The following is a 26,149-nucleotide window of genomic DNA, read 5'->3' as shown; positions in this document are numbered from 1 at the left end:
CGCCGCGCCTCGAGGCGTTCCCACCATAGGCGCGTCGTGCGCTGGTAGTGCTCCCGCCAGCCCTCGACGTCGTGGACCTCGAAGCCGGCGCGCTCGAGGTTGGCGATCGACATCCCGAGGTGATCGAGCTCGCCGCCGGGGAAGATGTAGCGCACCAGCGCGCGGTATTCGGACGTCATCTTGCGGAAGCGCTTGTCGCTCTTCTTCGCGCGCCGTGCGATGGTGTGGTGCAGGTAGAGCCCCTGCGGGCGCAGGAGACGATTCACGGTGGCGAAATAGGTCGTGTGGTTGGCGATGCCGACCTGCTCGAACATGCCGATCGAGGCGATCTTGTCGAAGGAGCCCTCCATCGCCCGGTAATCCTTGAAATGGAAGGTCACGCGATCCGCGATGCCACGCTTCTCCGCTTTCTCGCGGGCCAGCGCGAGCTGCTCGGCGCTGAGCGTCACGCCATGCGCCTCGACGCCATAATGTTCAGCCGCATGACAGACCAGCGCCCCCCAGCCGGAGCCGATATCGAGGAAGCGCTCGCCGGGCTGCAGCCGCAGCTTGCGGCAGATCATGTCGAGCTTGTCGCGTTGCGCGCGCTCCAGATCCATGTGGTCATCGGCAAAATAGGCGCAGGTATAGACCATCTCCGGATCGAGGAAGAGTTCGTAGAAATCGTTCGAAACATCATAGTGATAGGCGACATTGGTGCGATTGGTCGCCTCGCTGCCGTCGCGGGCGATGGTGTCGCCCTTCACCGGATCGAGCACGCTGGCGGGACCCTGCGGCACGAAGAAGAAATGGCGGATCACGGCGAGGATGCGGCGTTTGGAGATGCCCCGCAACAGTCGCCCCGGCTTGCCCGTCGGGCGCGCGGCGACCAGGTCGAAGAAGCTGCCGCCGGAGAGATCGAGCCGCCCGTCCACATGCAGCTTGATCAGCGTGTCGAGGCGCGGGCGGCGCACCAATTTCGCCACGACGCCCGGATCGGCGATGGTTATCGCCAGCCCGTCATCCGGCCAGTCAGACGGTACCCGAGACCCGTCCCAGAGCCGGAATCCGAAATCGAGTGCGAGCCTTGCATGCACGTCCTCAAGCAGCGCCCGCAGGGCGTGTATCGCGGGATCCGCCATCGGCGCACCATTTGCACCGCTTACGGCAGCTTGCGGATCTCTCGGCTGGTCCATCCTCTCCACCCCTTGTCTGCGGCAATCCGTACCGGCGCGACCATAAGCATGATCAGCCCGCGTGGATAGCCGTTACAAGGCAGGATGAAGCGCCGCAACGGGAATGGAAAGCCGGCCGGCTCGCCCCGGCGCTGCCGTCAGCCCAAACCCGGGTTCGAGGCCAGGCCGAGGCGTTTGAGGAGCATCACCACCGGACGCATGCGGTCAAAGGCGACCTGAACCATATGCGCACCGGAGCCGAAAAAGCCACCTCCGGCGGAGCCGAAGGTGGCTGGTCTTCCCGGTTTGCTGACAATGCTGTCGACAAACGGCGACCTTCAGGCGGCGCGGATATTCGCCAGAAAGCCGTCCATCGCTTCGCGCAGGGTGCGTGACCGGATCGTCATCGACTCGGTGGAGTTCTGCACGGTCGCAGAGAGCTCACCGGTCCGGCTCGCCTGACCGCTCACCTCGGTGATCGCGCGGCTGACATCCTGGGTGCCGGTCGCGGCTTCGGAGACATTGCGCGCGATCTCACCCGTGGTCGCGTTCTGCTGCTCGGCGGCGGCTGCGACGGCGTTCATGCGCTCGGTGATGGCGTTCACCTTCTCCGCGACGGCGGATGCCGCCTGCATCGAAGCCTGGGCCGCTTCGCGCATGTCATCGATCTGACGCGCAATGTCCTCGGTCGCCTTGCCGGTCTGGTCGGCGAGGGACTTCACTTCCGCGGCAACCACCGCGAAACCCTTTCCGGCCTCGCCCGCCCGCGCAGCCTCGATGGTGGCGTTCAGTGCGAGCAGGTTCGTCTGGGCCGCGATCTCGGAGATCAGCCGGGTGACGTCGCCGACACGTTCGACCACGCCGTTGAGGTTCGATACGGCGGCCGTCGAACGCTCGACATCGTCTGCCGCACCGACCGCCATTTCAGAAGACGCATTGACCTGGCTGGTGATCTCGCCGATCGAGGCCGACATCTCTTCCGCTGCGCTGGCGACGCTGCGCACGTTGACCGAGGTCTCCTCCGAGGCCGTGGAGGCGCCGATCGCCTGCTCCGTCGTTCTTGCCGCGATTTCGGAAAGCGCCGCCGATGCTTCCCCGAGCCGTGCCGTCTCCGCCTGCATCTCATCCGAGAGCTGCAGCACGGAGGCCTCGAATTCGCGGGCCAGACGCTCCATTTCCTCGCGACGCGTCCGTTCTGCCGCCGCACGCTGATCAGCCGTTTCAGCTTCCAGAACACGCGTGCGCTCGAGGTTTTCGCGGAAGACCTGGAGCGCCTTGCTCATCATGCCGATCTCGTCACTGCGCGCGCTGACATTGGGTTGCACATCGAGATCGCCGTTGGCAAGACGCTGTGTGGTATCGGCCAGACGTGCGAGCGGACGCGAGATCGTCGCGAAATTGAGATAAGCAAAGCCGATCGCAACAAGGGCAATCAGCAAGGACGCGCCGATTCCCATGCCCTTGACGACGGCAAGTGCGCGCTGCTGGGCTTCGACGAGCGCGGCGCTGACGGCGGCGATTTCAGCCTCGACCATGCCAACATCCGTGCGCATCTGCTCGAAACGCGCCTCGGCATCGACGGAGCCGGCGACTGCGCGCGCCAGATCAACCGTCATCGGATCGCGCATGCGCTCGATTTGCGGGGCGACATAGTTCTCGCGCCAGGAATCCCAGCTGGCTTTCGCCTGCGCCACCGGTCCGGCGAGTTGCGGATCGAGTGCCTGCGCTCCTTCGGCGAGGGTTTCGAAATCGGTCTGTATCTCGGGCACACCGGCTTCGAAGGCAGCGAGGCGGCTGCGGTCGCCGGTCAGAATGAAGCTTTGCAGAGAGAAAGCCTGACTCATGATGGCCCCCTCGACCGTGCGTCCCTCGACCATTAGAATGTTTGCTTCCGTCGCCTGCATGATGGCGCGTTCGGCAACACTTGCGCGATCGAATGAGATGATGCCGGCGATGATGCCGACGAGCGCCAGGCCGAGGAAGGCGGCGAGGCCTTTTTTGGTGACGGAGAGATTATTGAACATTACGACATGCCCCTCGGCTGGTTCAGCCGCCGATGACGGCCTGGCGCCGCATCAGCTCGGTCAGGTTGATTTCGATGGTGGCGGCGCCGACGGCCTGGTTTCCGCCTTCATCCGCGATCGTCAGATTGAGCTGGGCGCGCCAGATATTCAGCTCCCCATCCCACTCGGCTTCGTCGATGAAGACCGCGTCCGCACCGAGCGGAAAGGTTTTTTGAAACTTCGCCTCGTCGCCCTGCCAGTAATCTGATGTGATTGCGCTCTGGCCGACATTGAGGCCTTTATCATCCGTCACGAATACTTCGTAATAGAGCCCCTGCGCCTGTGCCTGCACACGGGTGAGATAGACCGACAGGGGCGAGGAAAGCGTTGCCGCGATGAGCGGCATGTCCGCTGCATCGCGTTCCGCGACCCATTGTTGATCAAGGGCCTCGACCCGGGCCGAATCCACATCAGCGTACCGGGCGTTCTGACTCTGCACGGACAGGCGCACGATATCCGTTTCGAGCCAACTGCGCACATCGTCAATGACGGCGGAGTCGATCAGGCGCGCCGCATCGGGTGGTGCGCCCTGTGCTACGGCCGGGAAAGGCGCCAGGGCGGTCATGGCGAAAGCAGCGAGGATGTTCCAACGCATTGATTATCTCCGGATGTCGAAACTCTGCGACATCTTGGGAAGCGGAGCATAAAAAACAGTTAAATATGTCGTGGTGCCAAATAAAAGAACTGAAGATGGCGTAATTTGAAAAAGGCAAAACCCAATCATTACGATGTTTTTATTTTCAATAAGAAATCCGAAATTGCAATTCAGCAAATCTTTCTATGGAATTATAATCGATAATAATAAAAATCAGCATCTCTTAATGGCCAAATCCCGAGCGAGAAATCTTGCGTGGCCACGCTGTTCCCGCATCCACCCGGATCTGCGCATCGCGCAACGATCGCCCGCGCTGATTGCGCCGATGACTGGTCTGCAAAAACGGAACCGCAATCTGCGGGTTCCGACAACACGGAAAACGGTACTGGTCTGACTTCAGCATCATCTCCGGCAAACCCTTGCCGGGTGACCAGGAAGCCATGCCGTCAGCAGCGTCGGCTGCGTACCTGGAAAACGTCGAAGCAAGCCGGGCAGAGCCGCTCTGCATCACGAGGCTAATTTGATGAATGGTCGGAGCGGCAGGATTTGAACCTGCGACCCCCAGTCCCCCAGACTGGTGCGCTAACCGGGCTGCGCTACGCTCCGTGACCTTGCGGGTGGGGGTGATCTAACCGTCCCGATGCGCGAGCGCAAGCCTTTTGTCGCCCGGCACTGTCGGGAAATCGATCACGCCTCGTCCGGCGCCGGGGCCTCGTCGCGGCCCTGCGCTTCATCACGGCGGCGGCGCAGGATCAGGGCGCGCATGGCGCCCCGCAGGGTGCGCACATCCTGCTCGGTGAGATCGCGGCGCAGGAAGACGTCGCGCAGGTTGCGCATCATCGAGGGGCGCTTGTCGGGCGGGAAGAATTCGACCCGGTCGAGTTCCTCCTCCAGATAATCGAAGAACGAGGCGGCCATGGCACGCGGGGCGCGCGGGGAACGGATCTCGCCCTCGAAGGGCAGCGCCTCGCCATGGGCGGTGCGAAACCATTCGTAGCCTGTCAGCAGCACCGCCTGGGCAATGTTGAGCGAGGCGAAAGCGGGATTGACCGGGAAGGTCGTGATCGCATCGCACAGGGAGATCTCGTCATTGTCGAGGCCCGAGCGCTCACGTCCGAACAGGATTGCGACGCGCCCGCCGGCGGAAAACTCGGCTACGGCCTCGCGCATGCTCTCCTGCGGCGAGAGCACGCGCTTCATCTGGCCACGCTCGCGGGCCGTGGTGGCGAACGCGAGGGTAACGTCGTGAAGTGCGGCGGTGACGTCGTCGAAGACTTGCGCGGCATCGACGATATGTAGCGCGCCGGAGGAGGTGGCGCGCGCCTTTTCGCTCGGCCAGCCGTCGCGTGGTGCCACGAGGCGCATCTCGGTGAGCCCGAAATTCGCCATGGCGCGGGCGGCCATGCCGATATTCTCGCCCAGTTGCGGCTCCACCAGCACCACGATCGGGCCCTGCCCCGATTCGAAGGTGATGCTGCGATTCGTTCCAGACATTTCCCGTCCTCTCCTGTCGCGCTGCCGGCAGCGTCCGCGCCAAAGTTGTTTAGACGAGCAAAGCCACTCTGCCTAGCGTCGGTGGCGCGTGATTTCCTGTGGAGAAGACGGCGCGCCACCGGCCGCCCGACCGAAGCGGAGGCAGGCTGGGCGCGGTTGCGGGGAGCAGGAAGTCGCCTTGATATATATAAGGAAAAATCAAATTGTTTGATGAATGTTCTTTTTTCTTGTCAGCGGGAACATAACTGGTACATTAAATTGAAACCCGCGTTGAGTTCATTGGCTCACCCATGCAATAAGGAAAGCCCGTCATGGTTCAGTCCGCATTGAGACTGGTGGAAGGTTCTTCCATGGATAAAGACAAGACGAAGGCGCTGGATGCGGCGCTTTCCCAGATTGAACGCGCATTCGGCAAGGGCTCGATCATGCGCATGGGCAAGGGCCAGCAGCCCGTGGAGATCGAAACGGTCTCGACGGGGTCGCTGGGCCTCGACATCGCGCTGGGCGTCGGCGGCCTGCCGCGCGGGCGTGTCATCGAGATCTACGGGCCGGAATCCTCGGGCAAGACGACGCTCGCCCTGCATACGATCGCGGAGGCCCAGAAGAAGGGCGGTGTCTGCGCCTTCGTCGATGCCGAGCACGCGCTCGATCCGATCTATGCCCGCAAGCTCGGCGTCAATCTGGACGATCTGCTGATCTCGCAGCCCGATACCGGCGAGCAGGCGCTCGAGATCGCCGATACGCTGGTGCGCTCGGGCGCGGTGGATGTGCTGGTCGTCGATTCGGTCGCCGCGCTGACGCCGCGTGCCGAGATCGAGGGTGATATGGGCGATGTCCAGCCCGGCCTGCAGGCCCGCCTGATGTCGCAGGCCCTGCGCAAGCTCACCGGCTCGATCAATCGCTCGAAGACCATGGTGATCTTCATCAACCAGATCCGCATGAAGATCGGTGTGATGTATGGCAGCCCGGAGACGACGACGGGTGGCAACGCCCTGAAATTCTATGCCTCCGTGCGCCTGGATATCCGCCGCATCTCGACGCTGAAGGATCGCGACGAGGCGATCGGCAACAATGTCCGCGTCAAGGTGGTCAAGAACAAGGTCGCCCCGCCCTTCAAGCAGGTCGAATTCGACATCATGTATGGCGAGGGGATCTCCAAGGTCGGCGAGCTCGTCGATCTCGGCGTGAAGGGTGGCATCGTCGACAAGTCCGGTTCCTGGTTCTCCTATGACAGCCAGCGGCTCGGGCAGGGGCGTGAGAACGCCAAGACATTCCTCAAGGAAAACCCGGAAACCGCCGCAAAGATCGAGGCGACCATACGCCAGAATTCCGGCGTGCTGGCCGAACGCATCCTCGACGAGGCGGTGCCGAGTGCCGAGGATCTGGATGACGGCGAGGCCTGATTTCGCGGATGTGGCACGCCGTCAGCGTGACGAAAGCTGACGGCGTGCCGCCTCCGGAATCGCCGCACACGCGCGGGCTCGTCGCAACAACGCCGCCCGAACCGGGTCATTTTCCGTTTCTTCGCCGTCGTGAACGTGGCGCTTGCTTGCCGGCCTGCCGGCGCCCGCTCAGCGCATCGCGTCACGCACGACCGCGATCAAGCCGTCGATATGCGCCTTGTGGACCCAGCGGGCCACCATGACGAGATCGTTTGCGCGATCGATCCAGATGACGTTGTTGCCCGCACCCAGCGCGAAGACTGAATCATGGGGCGCGGAGGGATACAGCGCGCCATCGGTATTGAGCCACCACATGAATCCGTAGACCGGATACACCGGACAGGGCGTGAGCATCTGCGAGATCCATGATTGCGGCACCAGTTCCCGCCCCTGCCAGCACCCCTCGCCGGCGATCAGGAGCCCGAACCGGGCCAAGGCGGTAGTCGGGATCTGGAACCCCCCACCCCAGTGACTGCCCCCGGAGACCGATTCCATCGCTCGCCCGTCGATTTCGACGGTGGAATTGAAATAACCGTGCCAGATCCAGTCGCGCGCGCCGATCGGCGCCATGATCGCCGCGTCGAACACTTCCGGAAGAGGCTGCCGGAAGACCTGCATCAGCGACAGGCTCAGGCGGTTCACGCGCACATCGTTGTATTCCCAATGCTTACCCGGCGCGCTCAACGCGCGGTCATCGCCCTTGGCGGCATTGTTTGCGCCGGGCCCGGCCTGCCGGTTGCGATCGACGGAATCGGGCTTGCCCCAGAGCGCGCCTTCCCATTCACTGGTCTGCTGGAGGAGGTGACGCCAGGTTATCTGCGCGTTGTGCGCGCCGGCAAACCCGTCATCCAGGGCATAATCCGCGACGCGGTCGTCGATCGAACGGATCAGCCCGCGCGCGACGGCGAGCCCCGCCAGCACACCGAGAACGCTTTTCGCGACGGAGAATGTCATATCCGGGCGGTCGATATCGCCCCATTCTTTGACGATCCGACCACCCTTGAGCAACATGCCGGCAGGCGGCCCGCGTTCCTTCACCGGTCCGATCACCGTATTGTAGGGGGGCTTCTCGTCGATATAGGCCGTACCGACATATTCACCATTGGAATGATACATGCTGCGCGGCCATTCCGATTCATGCGCACGATGATAGGCCGCAATCCGCTCCAGCCCGGCGGGGTCGAACCCGGCCTCCCGCGCATCAATACGCGCCCACGCGCCTTCTGCAGGCGGATGATGGAGTGCCATGATCGTCAAAACCTCGCGCGAAAAGCAACTCTGATGCCTACCATCATCGCGGCCTGAGCCATCAATGCCAGTACCGCCAATGCGCAGGGCGCGTTGGCGCTTTGACACATCTTTCCTTGAGCGCGCTACAGCCGCTCTCCCCGTAGCAGGCGCGGACCAGCCCCGCGCAGACCAGAGGCCTCGCGGATGAAATACCGCTTGAGCGGCGGCAGGCTCTCGACCAGGCCGAGGCCGAAGTCACGGAGCATCCGGATCGGCTCGATATCGTTGGAAAACAACCGGTTGAGTCCATCCGTGACGGCGGCCATTGCCACCGTGTCGAAGCGCCGCGCGCGGCTGTACCCGGCGAGCACGTCGGCGCCGCCGGGATCCATGCCGAGCCGGGTCGCGTCCGCGATGCATTCGGCGAGTGCGGCCACATCCTTGAGCCCGAGATTGAGCCCCTGCCCGGCGATCGGATGAATGACATGCGCGGCATCGCCGATCAGCGCCAGACGGGTCGCGGCGAATTCGCGGGCGATGCCGAAGGACAGCGGAAAGGCACGCAGCGGTGTCTCCAGCGCAATCGCGCCGAGTTCTAGCCCGAAGCGCCGCGCGACTTCGTCGTGGATTTCCCCGTGTTCGCGTGCGAGCAGGGTCCGGGCAATGTCACGCCGCTCGGTCCAGACGATGGAGGAGCGATGCCCCAGTCTGCCACCGGGCGCCAGCGGTAGCAGCGCAAACGGCCCCGACGGCAGGAAATGTTCGATGGCCCGCCCGCGATGGTCGCGCTCATGCCCGATCGTCCCGACGATGCCGACCTGCGGATAGGACCAGCCGACCCAGCCGATCCCCGCCGCCTCGCGCAGCCGCGACTTTGCCCCGTCGGCGGCAACGCAAAGATTGACCGGCAGCGTCTCGCCATCCGACAGCATGGCCGTGCCACCCGCCGTATCCGCGCTGAAGCGGCGCACGGCGACACCGCGCAGATCGACGCCCGCATCGCGGCAGGCCGGCAGCAGGGCTGCCAGCAGGGCACGTGCAGGCACCATGTGCGCAAAGGCCTCGCCGGGGGCGATCTCTCCATCGAAATTGAGGAAGGCGGGGCGAACCGGGTCGGCGAGATGGCTGTCGGTGATCACCATGTCGCGCATGGGCTGCGCCTCACCCGCGACCTGCGGCCAGATCCCGAGCGCCTCGAACATGCGCCGGCCCGCTGCGGCGACGGCATAGGCGCGTTCGTCATCGGCGCGTGCATCGGGCATGCCCGGCGCCGGCAGGGCGGGATCGCAGACCGTGACCGTCAACTGAGCCGGACAGGCGCGCGCCAGCGCGAGGGCGAGGCTGAGTCCGGCAATGCCGCTGCCTGCGATCAGCACATGCCGGCGCGCGGCGGTGGGCTTGCGGATGCCGTTTGCCCTCTTGTCGGATCCCCGCTTGCGCCGTGCCTTGTTTTCCGCCATCCCGCTTACTCCAGCCGTTTCCCGCGCTTGACGCTTGCGCAAACACGCTACCCTATGCCTGCGACATTGCGGGAGGCGCCGCAATCGCGGGCGCCTCCCGCAATGTCGCAGGTGATTCGTCGCCAGACACTTCCGAAAGGCTTTCCGATGTCCGGTCAGAAGAACCCAGAAGCGCAATCGACCGCTCTCGACGATCTCGTGGCGATACTCGACCTCGAACAGCTCGAGCGCAATCTGTTTCGCGGTCGCAGCCCCCGGACCGGATGGCAGCGGGTTTTCGGCGGGCAGGTGATCGGCCAGGCGCTGGTGGCGGCCTGCCGCACCGTGGAGGGGCGGCGACCGCATTCGCTGCACGCCTATTTCCTACTGCCGGGCGCGCCGGACATCCCGATCATCTACGAGGTCGACCGGATGCGCGACGGCCGCTCCTTCACCACGCGCCGTGTCACCGCAATCCAGAACGGCCAGCCGATCTTCACCATGGCAGCGTCATTTCAGATCGACGAGCCGGGATTCGATCACGCAGCCGAGATGCCGGATGTGCCCATGCCCGAGACGCTCGCCGGTACCGGCGGGTTCGCGCCGGAAGCGCTCGCGCTGATGCCCGAGACCGTGCGTCGCTATTTCGAGCGCGAGCGCCCGATCGATCTGCGTCCCGTTGAATTCGAGCGCTATGACGGCACCCCGCGCCCGCCGCGTTTCCATGTCTGGATGAAGGCCAAGGCGCGACTGCCGGATGATCCCGTCATCCATGATTGCGTCCTCGCCTATGCCTCGGACCTGACCCTGCTCGATTCGTCGCTGATCGCCCATGGCCGCACCGTCTTCGACCGCGCGATCCGCGCCGCGAGCCTCGACCATGCGCTGTGGCTGCATCGCCCGTTCCGGTCCGATGAATGGCTGCTCTATGCGCAGGACAGCCCCAATACGAGCGGCGCACGCGGCTTTTCGCGCGGGGCGATCTATACCCGCGAAGGCCGGCTCGTCGCCTCGGTGGCGCAGGAAGGGCTTGTGCGTGATGCGGGGCGGGAGGGATAGGATCCCGGCACCGTCACACCATGAAAGCAGGGCAAGAAGAAAACGGGCCGTGCCTTCGCCCGGCTGCCCGGCATCCTGATGCGCAAGGTCCTGGGTGCGGTGACGTGACCGGCGCTGGCGATTTCTGGTTCGGCGTATCATTTTTTCCGTCAGCCGGTATCCACCTGACGGAATGATACTCTTTTCGGCGTATCATTTTTTCCGTCAGCCGATGTCCACCTGACGGAATGATACTCTAGCGCCGGAACAATCCGCCGCCGGCGCTCGCCTGACGCCGCACCCGCTCCAGCCCCTCATTCGCAACGCTGTTGCTGCTGTCGATGCCGATGGCGCGCTGGTAGCTGGTCTGCGCTTCCTGGGCATCGCCGGAGCGTTCCAGCGCGACACCGCGCCAGGCCCAGGCATCGGCATTGTTGTTGCTGACATTGAGCGAGGCGTTGAAATCCTCGATCGCCTTCTCGTACTCGCCGCGTGCCACAAGGCTCTGGCCGCGTGCGTTGTAGGGGGCTGCGACATAGGGATTGCGCGCGATCGCGGCGTCGAAATCGAGCACCGCCTCGCGGTGATTGTTCATGCGCTGATAGACGAGGCCGCGCGAATGCAGGGCCTGCGCCGATTCCGGGTTCAGGCGAAGCGCGCGGTTGAGATCGGCCAGGGCGCGATCGCTCTGGCCCTGCACACGCAGCAGATTGGCGCGCGCGATCAGGGCCGGCACGTAGTTCTCGTCAGCCACGAGGGCGCGGTTGAAATCGGTGAGGGCGCTTGCCTCTTCGCCGATCTGGCGATTGGCGAGGCCGCGATTGGTATGGGCCGGCGCATAGCGGGGATCGAGTTCGATGGCGCGTCCGAAATCGGCCAACGCCTCGCGAAACGCGCCAATCCGGGCATAGGCGGCGCCGCGTGTATTATAGGCCGTCGGGTCATTCGGATTGCGTTCGATCACTTCGGAGAGCGAGGCGATATTGGCGCGAGCGGTTTCGGTGTCGCTGGTATCGAGCACGGCGACGGATTGCACGGCGCTCATCCGGTTCATCGTCTCGCAGGCGGAGAGGCTCAGGCCGATCACCGCGAGCATGAGCAGATGCGGCCCCCGGCGCTTCGCGCTTCTGATCGTCCCGCTGCCGGTACGGCTCGTGCTCTTCCCGATCATGCCCTCGAACTCCGTCATCACCCGGTCAATCCTGCGTGCGCCGCATGCGTGCAGCATCCGGATCGCGCGTTGACCTATCGCATTAACCTGTTGCGTAAACCTTACACAGCCGAAGCGGGATGAGCTACCCCGTGCTCCGCATGAGCGCACCCGTCCAGCCGGTGCGGGATTTGCGCTGCATGACGCAGGCACCGTGATTCGGGCGTTTTGAGGGCGCACAACCCCGGCATCCCGGCGCCTTGACGGATTGACCGTCGCATTTCCGGGCATGGGCGTGTAAGAGCGGTGGAAACTTTCCAAGTGAGGAGACGTGCCGTGTTCGCCTCGATCGCCAATCTGCCGGTTTTTCTGCTCTTCTTCGCGATTTCCATGGCGCTGACAGTGCTTTATCTGGTGATCTACACCTTCGCCACTGCGCATAACGAATTCGCGCTGATTCGCCAGAATGTGGTTTCGGCGGCCGTCGCACTGGGATTGAGCCTGATCGGATTCGCCCTGCCGCTGTCGAGCGCCGTGGTCTATGCGGTGACCGTTATCGATCTGGTGATCTGGGGGCTGATCGCGATGATCGTGCAGATCGCGGTCTATGTCATGGTGCGGCTGATCATCCCCAATCTCTCACAGCGCATCGCCGCCGGGGAGATGGCGGCGGCCCTGTTTCTGGGTGCGATCTCGCTCGCGGCCGGAATCCTCAACGCCTCCGCCATGACTTTCTGAAATGCGATCATCCCGGATGAGTTTCTGAGATGATCTGCCGACCCCGATCCGAAAGACCGCGCATGAGCAAACCCGTCAAAGCCAATTCCATCGTCAGCCTTGATGCCGGGCGCCCCGTGCGTTTCGGCAATGCCCTGCCAATCGCCATCATGGCCGGGCCCTGCGCCATGGAGAGCCGCGCGCATGCGCTGGAGACCGCGCATGCGCTCAAGGAGATCGCCGAGCGGCTGGGCATCGGTCTCGTCTACAAATCCTCCTTCGACAAGGCCAACCGCACCTCGATCGAGAGCGGGCGCGGCGTCGGGCTCGCAGCCGCCCTGCCGATCTTCGCCGAGATCCGCGAGAGCCTCGGCCTGCCCGTCGTCACCGATATCCACGAAGCCGGCCAATGCGCTTCGGTGGGGGAGGTGGTCGATATCCTCCAGATCCCCGCCTTTCTCTGTCGCCAGACGGATCTGCTGATCGCCGCCGCCCAGACCGGACGCGTCGTCAACGTGAAGAAGGGGCAGTTTCTCGCGCCGTGGGACATGCGCAACGTCGCGGCCAAGGTGACGGGGGCCGGCAATCCCGATGTGATGCTCACCGAGCGCGGCGCCTCCTTCGGCTACAACACGCTCGTCTCGGATATGCGCAGCCTGCCCATCATGGCGCAGCAGACCGGTGCGCCGGTGATCTTCGACGCAACCCATTCCGTTCAGCAGCCGGGCGGGCAGGGGGCGACTTCGGGCGGGCAGCGCGAATTCGTGCCGGTGCTGGCCCGCGCCGCCGTCGCAGTGGGTGTCGCCGGTTTGTTCATCGAGACGCATCCCGATCCGGACCGCGCCCTGTCGGATGGCCCCAACATGGTGCCGCTCGCCGAGTTCGAGGTGCTGATCGCGGGGCTGATGCGCATCGATGCGGTGGCCAAGAGTCTGATCTGAGGCCTGATCCGAGGCCTGATCCGAGTCGTTCCGGGAGCCGTCCGGGCCGTTCTGCCGGATGCATCGGGTCCACCTGCACGGGCGTTGAGCGCCTTGCCGTTCTAGATTGACGCTGCGCGGATGCGCCGCGCGGGGTTTTGCGGGATGACAGCGACGACATCCGATGCGCGTGCAGTGCGCGCCACTATCCTGATCCTGGCGATTGCCGGTTTTGCCAGTACCTTTGCCGGGCGGATCGCCGATCCGCTGGTCAATGTGATCGCACGCGATCTCGGCGCCAGCGTCCAGGCCATCGCCCTGCTCGCGACGGCCTTCGCGCTGCCCTATGCGCTGATCCAGCCGGTGCTCGGCCCGTTCGGGGACTCGCTGGGCAAGCTCAGGGTGATGCGCTTCTGCCTCGCGGTGCTGATCGTGGCGCTGATCGCCTCCGCCTTCATGCCCGACGCGCGTTCACTCTTCGTGATGCGCGTGGTCACCGGCATGGCGGCGGGCGGGATCATCCCGCTCGCGCTCGCGGTGATCGGGGACCGTGTGGGCATGGAGACGCGTCAGGTCGCGATCAGCCGTTTTCTCGTGGCGGTGATCCTCGGCCAGATGGCGGGCTCGTCGCTGGCTGGCCTGCTCGCCGAGCATCTGGGCTGGCGCGGGGTGTTTCATCTGGCCGCCGCCATCACCGCCATCGCCTTCATCGCGATGACCGTCGCGCTCAAGCCGTCCAACCTGGTGCGCCCGCCCTTCTCCTTCGCCGTAGCGATGGCGCGGTATCGCGGGCTCGTCGCAAAACCGCGCGCCCGCGCCTTGTTCGCCCTCGTCTTCGTCGAAGGCATCTGCATCATGGGTGTTCTGCCCTTCATCGCGCCGATACTGGTGGCGCGCGAGGCCGGTGGCGCGGCGGAGGCGGGGATCGCGCTGGCCGGCTTCGCCATTGGCGGGCTGATCTATTCCGCCGTGGTCGGGCTGCTTTTGCGCCGGCTCGGCATGTACCGCATGCTGGTGACGGGTGGTTTCTGCTCTGCCATGGCGCTGATCGCGATCGCCTTTCTTGGTGACTGGCGCCTGATCGCCGGGGCCCTGCTGATGCTCGGGCTCGGGTTCTACCTGCTGCACAATTCCTTCCAGACGCAGGTGACGGAACTCTCCGCCGATGCGCGCGGCTCGGCGGTGGCGCTGCACGCCTGCTCGTTCTTTCTCGGCAATGCCACGGGTCCGGTGGTGGTGAGCCTGGGCACGCGCCTCGTCGGCACGCCGGCGACACTCGTCACGCTCGCCTGCGTGATCTTCGGCCTCGGCCTCTTCGCCGCCTGGGTGCTCGCACGCACGGCGCCGCAGCCGGCTGCAGCCTGACTCTCAGCGCGCGCGATAGGGCGCCACACCCTGATCGGGCAGCCAGATGTTTTTCGGCAGTTCACCCGTCTGCCAGAACACGTCGATGGGGATGCCGCCGCGCGGATACCAGTAGCCGCCGATGCGCAGATAGACCGGTTCGAGCAGTTCCGCGAGGCGCTTGCCGATGGCGACGGTGCAATCCTCGTGGAAGGCGCCGTGGTTGCGAAAGCTCGTCAGATAAAGCTTGAGCGATTTCGATTCGACCAGCCACTGGCCGGGCACATAGTCGATCACCAGGATGGCGAAATCCGGCTGGCCGGTGACCGGACAGATCGAGGTGAATTCCGGGCAGGTGAAGCGCGCCACGTATTCGCCGCCGGGATGCGGATTGGGCACCCGGTCGAGCCGGGCTTCCTCCGGTTTCGCGGGAATATCGGCGCTCTGGCCGAGTTGCAGATTGCTGTTGTCGATCATGCCGGTATCGCTCCTGAAGCATCGTCGAGCGCCTATGACGCGCGGAACACGACGCGTCAATCGGGCGTTACGCCGCGATCACGCCTTGCGTCTCGTGCAACATCGCCTAAAACCCCGATCAACATTCGCAAACCGCATTGATTGGAGCAGGCCCATGACAGCCATTGTTGATCTCATCGCCCGTCAGATCCTCGACAGCCGTGGCAATCCCACCGTCGAGGTCGATGTCTTTCTCGAAGACGGTTCGATGGGCCGCGCCGCCGTGCCCTCGGGCGCCTCCACCGGCGCCTTCGAGGCGGTCGAACTGCGTGACGGCGACGCCTCGCGCTATATGGGCAAGGGCGTCACCCGCGCCGTGGATGGGGTGAATACCGAGATCCTCGATGCGGTGGTCGGCATGGATGCCGAAGACCAGATCGGCGTCGACGAGGCCATGATCGATCTCGACGGCACGCCCAACAAGGAACGGCTCGGCGCCAACGCCATTCTCGGCGTCTCGCTCGCTGTCGCCAAGGCGGCGGCGGAGGCGACCGGCCTGCCGCTCTATCGTTATGTCGGCGGGGCGCAGGCGCGAGTCCTGCCGGTACCGATGATGAACATCATCAATGGCGGCGCGCATGCCGACAATCCGATCGACTTTCAGGAATTCATGGTCATGCCCGTGGGCGCGCCGAGCCTGTCGGAGGCGGTGCGCATGGGCGCGGAGATATTCCACACGCTCAAGAAAGAGCTCAAGCAGGCCGGCCATAATACGAATGTCGGCGACGAGGGCGGCTTCGCGCCCAACCTGCCGAGCGCCGAGGCCGCGCTCGATTTCGTCATGATGGCGATCGAGAAGGCCGGATTCAGGCCGGGCGACGACATGATGATCGCCCTTGATTGCGCCGCGACAGAGTTCTTCAAGGATGGCCAATACGTCTATGAAGGCGAGGGCGTCAGTCGCACCGGCGCGGAGCAGGCGGCCTATCTCGCCAAGCTCGTGGGCGATTATCCCATTGCGTCAATCGAGGACGGCATGTCCGAGGATGACTGGGATGGCTGGAAGGCCGTGACCGATGCGATCGGCGATCGTTGCCAGCTCGTGGGTGACGATCTCTTCGTCACCAATATCGAGCGCCTCTCGCGCGGCATCGATATGGGCGTGGGCAATTCGATCCTGGTCAAGGTCAACCAGATCGGCTCGCTGACCGAGACTCTGGCCGCCGTCGACATGGCACATCGCGCCCGCTACACGGCGGTGATGTCGCACCGTTCCGGCGAGACGGAGGACGCCACCATAGCCGATCTCGCCGTGGCAACCAATTGCGGACAGATCAAGACCGGCTCGCTGGCGCGCTCCGACCGGCTCGCCAAGTACAACCAGCTGATCCGCATCGAGGAGCAGCTCGGCGGCCAGGCCGTCTATGCCGGCCGTGACGCCTTGCGCATCAAGCGCTGAGCCGCATCCGGATCGCACAATCGCATGCTGCGCGGCCCCGTCGCGCAGCGTTTTCGTTTTTTCAGGAGATGATCGTGACGATGCGCGCCGCCACCGAACTCGCCGGGGATACAAATGTCTCCATCGCCCGGCGCATCGCAGGGGAACTGGGCGTGCGGCCCGAACAGGTGAGCGCGGCGGTGGCCCTGGTCGACGAGGGCTCCACCATTCCCTTCATCGCGCGCTACCGCAAGGAGGCGACGGGCGGGCTCGATGATGCGCAGCTGCGCGATCTCGACGAGCGGCTGGCCTATCTGCGGGATCTCGAAAAGCGCCGCGCCGCCATCCTTGAGAGCATAGAATTGCAAGGCAAGCTCGACGACGCCTTGCGTGCGCGCATCCTCGAGGCCGAGACCAAGGCGCGGCTGGAGGATCTCTATCTCCCCTTCAAGCCCAAGCGCCGTACCAAGGCGCAGATCGCCCGCGAGGCCGGGCTCGAACCCCTCGCCGATCAGCTCTGGAACGATCCGTTGCAGGACCCGCAGGCGCGGGCGCAAGGCTTCATCAATGAAGCCAGGGGCGTCGCCGATGCAAAGGCCGCGCTGGAGGGCGCGCGCGCCATCATCGCGGAACGTCTGTCGGAAGATGCCGAGCTGATCGGGAAATTGCGTGAACGCTATTGGGGGGAAGGCGTGCTCACCGCTCAAGTGCGGGCGGGGAAGGAGCAGAGCGGAGCGAAATTCTCGGATTATTTCGATTACGTCCAGCCGCTTGCGAAACTGCCGGCGCATCGCGTGCTCGCGCTCTATCGCGGCGAAAAGGAAGACGTGCTCGATCTTGCTTTGCGCGAGAGTGGGCAGGAGGAGATCGGGCGGATCGGCCCGATGGCGCTCGCCATCGCCGCGCATAACCGCATTCGCGACGAGGGGCGCCCAGGCGATGACTGGCGCATGCAGGCGATCGGCTGGGCCTGGCGCACGAAGCTCTCGCTCTCCATCGAGCTCGATCTGCGCCAGCGCCTGTGGAGCGCGGCGGAGGATGCGGGCGTGCGCGTCTTCGCGGAGAACCTGCGCGACCTGCTGCTCGCCGCCCCCGCCGGTGCGCGGGTGACGATGGGGCTCGACCCTGCCTATCGCACCGGCGTCAAGGTCGCGGTCGTCGATGCCACCGGCAAGGTGGTGGCGACGGATACGGTCTATCCGCACGAGCCGCAGAAGCGCTGGGACGCCGCGCTGGCGAGCCTGTCGCGGCTCGTCGAGGCGCATGATGTCAGCCTCATCGCCATCGGCAACGGCACCGCCTCGCGCGAGACGGACAAGCTTGCGGGCGAGCTGGTGGCGGGCATGAAGGGCCGGAAGCTCACCAAGATCGTCGTCTCGGAAGCGGGCGCCTCGGTCTATTCGGCTTCGGCCTATGCCAGCCGCGAATTGCCTGATCTCGATGTCTCGCTGCGGGGCGCCGTTTCGATTGCGCGCAGGCTGCAGGATCCCTTGGCGGAACTCGTCAAGATCGATCCGAAATCCATCGGCGTCGGGCAGTACCAGCACGATCTCGCCGAGCACAAGCTCTCGCGCTCCCTTGATGCTGTGGTCGAGGATTGCGTGAACGCTGTGGGTGTCGAGGTCAACACTGCCTCCGCGCCGCTGCTCGCGCGGGTTGCGGGTGTGGGCGAGAGCGTGGCGCAGGCGATCGTCGCGCATCGCGATGCGCATGGGCGGTTTGGCGCGCGCAAGGTGCTGTTGAAGGTGGCGGGGCTCGGGCGCAAGACCTTCGAGCAATGCGCCGGCTTCCTGCGCATTCACGGCGGCGATGATCCGCTCGACGCATCCGGCGTGCATCCGGAGGCCTACCCGGTGGTCGCGCGCATCATCAAGGGTACGGGCAAGGATCTGCGCGATCTGATCGGCGATGCGGCCACCCTGCGCGGCCTGCGACCCGAGCAATTCACGGACGACGCTTTCGGCGTGCCAACCGTCGCCGACATCCTCGCCGAGCTCGAAAAGCCGGGCCGGGATCCGCGTCCGGAATTCAGGACGGCGCGTTTCGAGGAGGGCGTCGAGACGATCGGTGATCTCAAGCCCGGCATGGTGCTCGAAGGGGTCGTGACCAATGTCGCGGCCTTCGGCGCCTTCGTTGATATCGGCGTGCATCAGGACGGGCTGGTGCATGTCTCGGCCATGGCGAAGACCTTCGTGCGCGACCCGCGCAGCATCACCAAGCCTGGCGACGTGGTGCGGGTGAAGGTGATGGAGGTCGATCTGCCGCGCAAGCGCATCGCGCTCTCCATGCGCCTCGACGATGAAATCGGCGCGAAGCCGGGTGGCGGGCGCAACGCCGACAAACCGCGTGCCGAAAGACAACGGTCCGACGCTCCCGGCCCGAAGGCCCGCGATGCGAACCGGCGCGATGGGGGCGGTCGCGGTGCGGGTGCGGGTTCCGGTGCGGGTGCGCTCGGTGAAGCGCTCAAACGCGCCGGCTATGATGCGAAAAAGCCGCCGCGTCGCTGATGCGCGCGCCAACCTGCAGCTTTCACAGACACGACACGTGGTCTATGGTCGCTCCCGTTTGGCGGGAGCGGCCCGTCGCCGGAGGAGTGTCAGCGATGGTGGATATCGCCACGCGCGTCTATAATCACAACTGGAAGATCGATCCGATCGTGCGTTCGGTGCTCGATACGGATTTCTACAAACTCCTGATGGCGCAGACGATCTTCCGGCGCTATCGCGACGTCGCGGTCACGTTCGGCATCACTAACCGGACCTCCTCGGTGCGTCTGGCCGAACTCATCGACGAGGGCGAGTTGCGTGAGCAGCTCGACCATGTGCGCACGCTGAAGCTCTCGCGCGGCGAATCGACCTGGCTGCGCGGCAATACGTTCTATGGAAAGCGGCAGATGTTCTCGCCGGAATTCATCGCCTGGCTCGAGGATTTCCGCTTCCCCGATTACCATCTGGAGAAGCAGGACGGGCAATACGTGCTCAGCTTCGAGGGGCCATGGATCGAGACCACGATGTGGGAGATCCCGGCGCTCGCCATTCTCAATGAATTGCGTTCGCGCAATGTTACCCGCACCATGGGCAAGTTCGAGCTGCAGGTGCTCTATGCCCGCGCCATGGCCCGGGTCTGGGAGAAGGTGCAGGCATTGAAGGCGCTGCCGGGAGTCTCGATCGCCGATTTCGGCACACGCCGCCGCCACAGCTTCATGTGGCAGGACTGGTGCGTGCAGGCGATGATCGAAGGCCTGGGTGATTCGTTCCTCGGCACCTCGAACTGCCTGATGGCCCTGCGCGCCGAGGTCGAGGCGGTTGGCACCAATGCCCATGAACTGCCGATGGTCTACACCGCCCTCGTCGCCGATGACGAGGCGGCGATGCGGCGCGCGCCCTATGCGGTGCTGGCCGACTGGCAGCAGGATTACGACGGCAATCTGCGCGTCATCCTGCCCGATACCTACGGCACCACCAACTTCCTCGCCGACGCGCCGGACTGGGTCTCGCAATGGACCGGCATCCGCGTCGATTCGAAGGAGCCGATCGCCGGCGGCGAGGAGGCGATCCGCTGGTGGCGCGCGCGCGGGCAGGATCCGAAGCAAAAGCTCGCGATCTTCTCCGACGGGCTCGATGTCGAGAGCATCCGGCGTATCTACGGCCATTTCCACGGGCGCATGCGCCTCGGCTTCGGCTGGGGCACGCTGCTGACCAACGATTTTCGCGGCTTCGTCAAAGGCGAGGAGCTCGATCCGATCTCCGTGGTGTGCAAGGTCGTCGCCGTGAACGGACGCCCGGCGGTGAAGCTCTCCGACAATCCGACCAAGGCGGTGGGGCCTCCGGAGGAGGTCGAACGCTACCGGCGCGTCTTCGGCATCGAGGAACAGGCGGCGCAGCCGGTTCTGGTGTGAGGCAACGCCGAGACGCTCCCGCCCGCGAGATGGCCATTGTGTGCGATAAATTGCACAAGCGCTTTGCGTGAGTGCTGATCCGCACGAAGCCGACACGGCGTCAGGCGCGCTTCTGCGGAAGGCGCGTGGTTCGGTCTCCCCGAAAAAGTATTTTGTCTCAAGCGCTTGTTGGTTTTTTGGGATCGTGGGGCATCCGGGGCGCAACAGAGCAATGCGGGGGCGTCGAATCTGCAAATTATTATATAAAATAATATTATATATAATAATTTTAATTGATTTACGTAATGCGTCAGCCTAAAATGAATGATTATTTCGATTTTTTCGTGCCAAATTTTCATCGGAGATTACGCATGTCAGAAGGCATTTCCGGCTCCCGCCCGTTTGGCGAACGCTATCGCGACGCTACCGGCCAACAGGGTGACGCACAATTTCCACTCAGCGCGCCGACGGGACCCATGTTCCGTTCCCGAGACCCTGAGAACGAGAGCCCCCGATACGAGCACCATCGACGCTTCAGCCCGTCTCAGCTGCAGCATCTGGACCAGATGGGAATCCCCAATGACGGCGTCTCCACCGTCTATTTTTCACACGGCGAGCAAGGCGCCCGAGAGGCTTATCAGTTTGCCCGCTACATCAGCGGGGGGCCCAACGGTGCGCCGGCGATTCTCGCAAATGTCCGGGACACCGGAAATCCCGAATTCCAAGGAGAGTTGGACAGATTGAGGCGCGAAGGGGCTGCCACCGACGCGCTGACCGCCGGCCTTTCGATCGGGGCGGGCGGCGCTGCCGCCAGTCGAACAGGCAGCCCTCAGGTCGTATCCGCCAGGCGCTCCGATGGTGGAGGCCACTCGCAAGGAAACTCTGGCCCAAATGGTGGCGGATGGGGCTCCGGACCCGGTCGGCCCGGTGGCGGCGGCACACCGCGCGGCCCGCATGGCGGGGGCGGAACGGCGACCGCGACGATACCTGAAACGCTGCGTGGCGCCGGCGCCCCGCGCGCCCCGGCGGCAAACGTGATCACACCGACGGATGGCCGGCTTGGAAACACTGCCGGCCCGCAGGCCTCGTTGGTCCAACCGCAGCTCTCCCCGTCCGCGAATGCCGCCGCGCAGTTCGCGCTGGGCAATCAGCCGCAAGGTCCCTCAACGCAAAGGCAGGCAGAAACGCAGAATCCCGGACTGATCCCCGACGGGCTCGGGCCGCAAGTCGCTACCGGTATCAATGAGGGGCGCAGGCCAGCGCCGGACACGACTGGCGCGGGGCTCGGCGCGGCTGCGCAGGAGCAGCTGAATTCCGGCAGGTCGGGTCAGGGGCCTGCGCAAGGTCGAGAAGGTTTCGGTCTCGCGGATATGGAGGGCGCTCCGCAGGACCCGGTACACGGGCCGGCTGCGAGGGCGCGGAACGAGGAGGAAACCGACCAACGTTTGCGCCGGTTGGAACAGCAGTTTCAGCGCGATCGGGATGCCGCACAGACCCAAAACGAGGCACGCTCCGCTCAGGTGCGTGAGCGACTCGACAACATCAACGCGAGCGTACCCGCACGTGAGGACTTCCAGATCGCGGCGGATATCGTCGACGCGCTGCCCGAAACGCTCGGCCCCGAGCGCTTTGCGGCATACGAGAAGATCATGACGGATCCGATCTGGCGCCGCGCGTTGGAGGATCAGGCCCATAATCCGGACTTCCTCGATTTCGTCCAGTCGATCATTGCGGGCAATATCGATCCGCAGGTGGCGACCAACCGCCTGAGAAACAACGACCCCGATACGGTCGGCGCGCCGCCGCTCACCGGTCTGAGCCGCGGGCGCGAATGGGATATCCCGGATGTCGAGCGCCTGCTGCGTCCCAACGAGCAGGATGCCTTCCGGCGCTATGCCGAGGCGTTCCCGGATGTCGCGCAGATCGTCTTCGAGGCCGGTTACGATGCCAGCGCCGGCCAGATGCGCGATGCGATCCGCGCCCTCCTCAACGGCGCCTACGGCCAGGACGTGGCCGCATCGCTGCGTTCAGGCGGTCTCGCCGGCGGACGCGGCGGGCCGCCCTTCAACACCGGCCCGTATACGGGGACTGGTGGGGAATTTGTGGATCCGGAGAGACAGCCGGATACGCAGCAGGCCGATCGCGCGGAGGAACGGCGGCGGATTATCGTGCCGGGTGCGGCGAACACGCAAAACCTCCCGCCCGATTATCAATACGACCCGGATGACCCGGACAATCTGATCATCGTGCCGGAAGAGGTGGCCGGATCCTCGCAGATCGATACGACGACACCTTTGCACACGCTCACCCCCGCTGAACTTCTGCGTAATGCACGGCTCTCGCAAGCCGCCGGCGCCCCGCCACGCGATCAGATTCAGGAGGTTTTGGGTCCCGGAACCACTGTCATCATCAGGCGCAGTCGCGATTTCGGCAACTATGACGGGCCCGTCCAAGACGGTCACGTGCATGACGGCTTTACGCTCAATACGACCGCCGGATTGCAGATTCTGGGGCTCGACCCTGCAGAGTTTGCCGACTTGCCCGGTGTTGGCGCTGGCACTTATGATACGTCTTGGGACGCAAATTTGCCGCAAGATAATGTATTCGAAACGGTTCAGCGATACAATCAGCGTGTGCACGCGTACTATGAGAGGATGGGCGGCTTCTCGAATTCATTTGCTGTTCGCCCAATTATCTCGGATCCGGTAACTTATTGTGATCCCAAGACGGAAGAGTGTTTGCCGGCTTACTATGTCGCCCGAGTAGGAGGGCAAAATCTCATCGGTCTCTTACGATTTGACTGGGAGCGTGGCGTTGCATATGTCGATGAAATGATCAGCGATCGTTATGGTGTACCGACGATCATGCCGGTCGAAATGCCGATCGAAGTTGCAGCGGAGATACTGGGCCATCCCATACCGCCCGATACGGAATTTATCGAATATTATCAGGCTCCCGTGGGATGTGAACTGCACTACGGGACGGTGGACGACAACAGGGCAATGCTCTTCAATAGCGCGATCATGATGATGTTTTATGATGAGCAGTATCCAAACGACAATATTTTCGACTATAAGGTCATTGGGACAATGTCGGGTGTCCCCTATCAGCCTGAGGCGAGCAATGCGATTTACGAAACATCGCATGCCGCAAATCAACTTTCCGACAAACTCGGGATCCCGCGTGACCTGTTACTCATGAATCAGGGCGAGACCAATCTCTCGAAGGAGAATATTCATTCGGCGTCGGGCAGCTTGCATATTGCGGACTGGACCCCGGAGGTCTGGGCGCATGTGAACGAGTATATGGACTCGCTCGCTGGTACAGGCCAGGTCATCACCATCCACTGCGATCTGCGTCAGGCCGTCGATGTCGAGCCCGGGGCAGTCTTCAATCAATGGCCGCCGAGCCTGGCCACGTTCTTTACCGAGAGCCAGGTTTCGAATCGCGAGCATATCGTCCGCCTTACGAACGAGCATCCGGACGGCATTTTCGTGCTTGCGCATACCGGCCTGAACGTCACCGGCCCGGTCAGGCCCGATCACGCCGACGATCTGCGGTGGATGCTCGAAAACGCGGTTCACAATAACCTCTATTTCGACATGTCCTGGGCTGCCGTGTATCTGAGCTACGCGGAATTCTCCGAGCTCTACGGTCAGTTGATCAAGGATTATCCGGACCGGTTCATCTGGGGGAGCGACAACCTGCCCCAATTTGCCACTGACGGCGAAAGCCCGACCATCGGCGTTCTGGAGGAGTTCTTCAATACGGGCGTCACGGAACATCTCTCGCAGGAAGAAATGGAGCGGCTCTTCGCCCAGAATTACGAAGACGTCTTCATCGCCGGCGGGCGTCGTCACGGTGAATGGCGTGCGGACCCGGCCAATGCCGAGTGGCTCGCGACCCGCGAGCCGGGCGATTTCACGCCACCGAAGATCTGGACGCGCGATGCCGATGGCGAGTTCCACTTCATCGCCAATCCGAAGTTCGAGGCTACGGAATAATCCGCGAGCGCTTTCGGGGCGCCCTGCGCGGCGCCCCGATCATCCATCCGACGAAACCCGCCGGGCCTGCCCCGGCGGGTTTTGGTCATCGCAATCCGCCCAACCGGATCGCGCGTGCATGCACCTTCCCTGCCTTCATGATACCGCTAGGCTCGCTGACAGATCATCGGGGGAGAATGCCATGCTGCGCCGTCACGCATTGTCGGAAAACCTTTCGCGCAAAGCCAATATCCGCAAGCCCGTGGCACGCGGTGCAGGCGGTGTCGTCGCCGCGCATCATCGCGTCGCGGCGCAGGCCGGGATCGATATCCTGCGCAAGGGCGGCAATGCGGTCGATGCGGCGATCGCCACGGGTTTTGCCGCCGGCGTGGCCGAGCCGTGGATGAGCGGCATCGGCGGCATCGGCGTGATGCTGGTGCGCGAGGCGCAAAGCGGGCGCATCAGCGTGATCGATTTCGGTGCGCGCTCGCCGCGCGGGCTCGACCCGGCGGATTTCCCCGTGATTGGCGGTGCCGATTCCGATCTGTTCGGCTGGCCCATCGTCGAGGACAACCGCAACGTCGTCGGCGCCAAGGCCATCGCGGTTCCCGCCATGGTCGCTGGCCACGCGCTGGCGCATGAGCGTTTCGGCTCGAAGCCCTGGGCGGATCTCGTCATGCCGGCGGCGGAGATCGCGCAGACGGGCGTCGAGATCGACTGGTACGGGTCCATGATCGTGACCACCGCCCTGGCAGATCTCCAGCGCGATCCGGGCTGCGCGGAGCATTTCCTGCGTGGCGGGCTCCCCCTCATGCAGGGTCCGACGGCGGGTGCTGCGGCTGCACGTCTGCCCTGGCCGGCACTGGCGCGCAGCCTGCGCAGCATCGCGCAGGAGGGCGCCTCGACATTCTATACCGGCAGCCTTGCGCGTGCCCTGATCGCCGATATCGAAGCGCGCGGCGGCTATCTTTCGCTCGATGACCTGGCGGCAGTGAAGGCGCAGGTCCGCGAACCGGCCACTCTCCGCTACCGCGATTACGACATCGCCGTCGCGCCTGAGCTCAATGGCGGGCCGACCATGCTGGAGGCGATGACGACGCTTCAGGAGGGGCATGCGCCGTCGGGCGATGCGCCCGATGCGGCGATGTATGCCGCAATGGCTGATGCCCTGAAACAGGCCTGGACGCGCCGGCTCGCGGAGATGGGCGACGGCACGCCGCATCCGTCATCGACGACAAATTTCGCCGTGGCTGATGCGCAGGGCAATCTCGTCGTCTGCACCCAGACCTTGCTCTCGCTCTTCGGTGCGCGGCTGCTCTCGCCCGAGACCGGTATCCTGATGAACAACGGCATCAACTGGTTCGATCCGCGCCCGGAGGCGGTCAACGCCATCGGGCCGGGAAAGCGCGTGCTGGCCAATTACTGCCCGGCCATCGCCACGGGCGCGGATGATGTGATCGCGCTCGGCGGTGCGGGCGGGCGCAAGATCATTCCCGCGATGATGAACCTGCTCTGTTTCATGATCGATCACGGCATGTCACTGGAAGATGCCATGCATCATCCGCGCATCGACGTGTCGGGCCCCGACACGTTGGTTGCGGATGCGGCGCTGCCGCAGGCCCTGCTGGAAGACCTCGCGGCACGCCACGAGGTGACGCTGGCGGACCGGGTGCCGTATCCGATCAACTTCACCACCGCGAGCGCGGTGCGCCGGCGCGTCGGTGTCAACGAGGCGGGCGCCGAGCCGGTCCAGCCGACGGCGGAGGCGCTCGGGATTTGATGTCACGGTCTGATATGCGAGATCGAACA

Annotated in this window: 18 protein-coding genes and 1 tRNA gene; 10 read left to right on the top strand and 9 right to left on the bottom strand. The window is 64.3% G+C overall.

The features are described 5' to 3' along the window. From VKP01_RS03860 to VKP01_RS03840, 5 genes are all read right to left on the bottom strand, one after another. Positions 1 to 1,175: class I SAM-dependent methyltransferase (locus tag VKP01_RS03860; protein ID WP_324410443.1), on the bottom strand; the 1,175-nt coding region annotated here is incomplete at its 3' end. A gap of 317 nt (positions 1,176 to 1,492) precedes the next feature. Further along, positions 1,493 to 3,178, bottom strand: a complete 1,686-nt coding sequence (locus tag VKP01_RS03855) for a methyl-accepting chemotaxis protein (protein WP_324410441.1) — start codon at positions 3,176 to 3,178, stop codon at positions 1,493 to 1,495. Positions 3,179 to 3,200: 22 nt separating this feature from the next. Continuing rightward, positions 3,201 to 3,812 carry a hypothetical protein gene (locus VKP01_RS03850; RefSeq protein WP_324410439.1) on the bottom strand — a complete coding sequence of 204 codons (612 nt, stop codon included), beginning with the start codon at positions 3,810 to 3,812 and terminating at the stop codon, positions 3,201 to 3,203. A 528-nt stretch (positions 3,813 to 4,340) separates the two neighbouring features. After that, positions 4,341 to 4,418, bottom strand: a tRNA-Pro gene (locus VKP01_RS03845). 81 nt (positions 4,419 to 4,499) lie between these two features. Beyond that, the gene (locus VKP01_RS03840) at positions 4,500 to 5,306 is read right to left on the bottom strand and encodes an RNA methyltransferase (protein WP_324410437.1); all 807 of its coding nucleotides are present in this window, start codon (positions 5,304 to 5,306) and stop codon (positions 4,500 to 4,502) included. Positions 5,307 to 5,617: 311 nt separating this feature from the next. Here VKP01_RS03840 and recA point away from each other — a divergent pair, with 311 nt between their 5' ends. Next, positions 5,618 to 6,709, top strand: a complete 1,092-nt coding sequence (recA, locus tag VKP01_RS03835) for a recombinase RecA (RefSeq protein ID WP_324410435.1) — start codon at positions 5,618 to 5,620, stop codon at positions 6,707 to 6,709. 168 nt (positions 6,710 to 6,877) lie between these two features. Here recA and VKP01_RS03830 read toward each other — a convergent pair whose 3' ends face one another. Next, positions 6,878 to 7,996 carry a serine hydrolase domain-containing protein gene (locus VKP01_RS03830; protein ID WP_324410433.1) on the bottom strand — a complete coding sequence of 373 codons (1,119 nt, stop codon included), beginning with the start codon at positions 7,994 to 7,996 and terminating at the stop codon, positions 6,878 to 6,880. 125 nt (positions 7,997 to 8,121) lie between these two features. After that, on the bottom strand, positions 8,122 to 9,438 hold the full coding sequence (locus tag VKP01_RS03825; RefSeq protein ID WP_324410431.1) for an FAD-dependent monooxygenase: 1,317 nt from the start codon (positions 9,436 to 9,438) through the stop codon (positions 8,122 to 8,124). A gap of 147 nt (positions 9,439 to 9,585) precedes the next feature. On the opposite strand from VKP01_RS03825, the gene VKP01_RS03820 reads away from it, so the two are divergent. Continuing rightward, on the top strand, positions 9,586 to 10,476 hold the full coding sequence (locus tag VKP01_RS03820; RefSeq protein ID WP_324410429.1) for an acyl-CoA thioesterase II: 891 nt from the start codon (positions 9,586 to 9,588) through the stop codon (positions 10,474 to 10,476). A 235-nt stretch (positions 10,477 to 10,711) separates the two neighbouring features. On the opposite strand, the gene VKP01_RS03815 is transcribed toward VKP01_RS03820, so the two are convergent. Beyond that, on the bottom strand, positions 10,712 to 11,551 hold the full coding sequence (locus tag VKP01_RS03815) for a tetratricopeptide repeat protein (protein WP_414706510.1): 840 nt from the start codon (positions 11,549 to 11,551) through the stop codon (positions 10,712 to 10,714). A 390-nt stretch (positions 11,552 to 11,941) separates the two neighbouring features. Here VKP01_RS03815 and VKP01_RS03810 point away from each other — a divergent pair, with 390 nt between their 5' ends. The 3 genes from VKP01_RS03810 (at position 11,942) to VKP01_RS03800 (ending at position 14,607) form a co-directional block, all read left to right on the top strand. Next, a complete protein-coding gene (locus tag VKP01_RS03810) occupies positions 11,942 to 12,343 on the top strand; it encodes a DUF350 domain-containing protein (RefSeq protein ID WP_324410426.1) in 402 nt (133 codons plus the stop codon). A gap of 62 nt (positions 12,344 to 12,405) precedes the next feature. After that, positions 12,406 to 13,263, top strand: coding sequence for a 3-deoxy-8-phosphooctulonate synthase (gene kdsA, locus VKP01_RS03805; RefSeq protein ID WP_324410424.1), 858 nt, complete (start codon positions 12,406 to 12,408; stop codon positions 13,261 to 13,263). Between the two features lie 144 nt (positions 13,264 to 13,407). Then, positions 13,408 to 14,607 carry an MFS transporter gene (locus tag VKP01_RS03800; RefSeq protein ID WP_324410422.1) on the top strand — a complete coding sequence of 400 codons (1,200 nt, stop codon included), beginning with the start codon at positions 13,408 to 13,410 and terminating at the stop codon, positions 14,605 to 14,607. Positions 14,608 to 14,610: 3 nt separating this feature from the next. Here VKP01_RS03800 and queF read toward each other — a convergent pair whose 3' ends face one another. Beyond that, the gene (gene queF / locus VKP01_RS03795) at positions 14,611 to 15,063 is read right to left on the bottom strand and encodes a preQ(1) synthase (protein WP_324410420.1); all 453 of its coding nucleotides are present in this window, start codon (positions 15,061 to 15,063) and stop codon (positions 14,611 to 14,613) included. A gap of 154 nt (positions 15,064 to 15,217) precedes the next feature. On the opposite strand from queF, the gene eno reads away from it, so the two are divergent. The 5 genes from eno to VKP01_RS03770 all read left to right on the top strand — a co-directional run bounded on the left by eno (position 15,218) and on the right by VKP01_RS03770 (position 26,120). Then, complete coding sequence (gene eno, locus VKP01_RS03790; RefSeq protein ID WP_324410418.1) at positions 15,218 to 16,501, top strand: phosphopyruvate hydratase; 1,284 nt, start codon at positions 15,218 to 15,220, stop codon at positions 16,499 to 16,501. Between the two features lie 80 nt (positions 16,502 to 16,581). Then, the gene (locus tag VKP01_RS03785; protein ID WP_324410445.1) at positions 16,582 to 18,987 is read left to right on the top strand and encodes a Tex family protein; all 2,406 of its coding nucleotides are present in this window, start codon (positions 16,582 to 16,584) and stop codon (positions 18,985 to 18,987) included. Between the two features lie 95 nt (positions 18,988 to 19,082). After that, entirely contained in the window at positions 19,083 to 20,378 is a 1,296-nt protein-coding gene (pncB, locus tag VKP01_RS03780; RefSeq protein ID WP_324410417.1) for a nicotinate phosphoribosyltransferase, read from the top strand. A 299-nt stretch (positions 20,379 to 20,677) separates the two neighbouring features. Next, the gene (locus VKP01_RS03775; protein ID WP_324410415.1) at positions 20,678 to 24,361 is read left to right on the top strand and encodes a hypothetical protein; all 3,684 of its coding nucleotides are present in this window, start codon (positions 20,678 to 20,680) and stop codon (positions 24,359 to 24,361) included. 181 nt (positions 24,362 to 24,542) lie between these two features. Continuing rightward, the gene (locus tag VKP01_RS03770) at positions 24,543 to 26,120 is read left to right on the top strand and encodes a gamma-glutamyltransferase (RefSeq protein ID WP_324410413.1); all 1,578 of its coding nucleotides are present in this window, start codon (positions 24,543 to 24,545) and stop codon (positions 26,118 to 26,120) included. Positions 26,121 to 26,149 lie beyond the last annotated feature (29 nt).

This window comes from Saliniramus sp. (assembly GCF_035311605.1).
GTDB lineage: Bacteria > Pseudomonadota > Alphaproteobacteria > Rhizobiales > Beijerinckiaceae > Saliniramus.
Note: the sequence above shows the minus strand (reverse complement) of the source record. Positions and strands in the feature narration are given on the sequence as shown.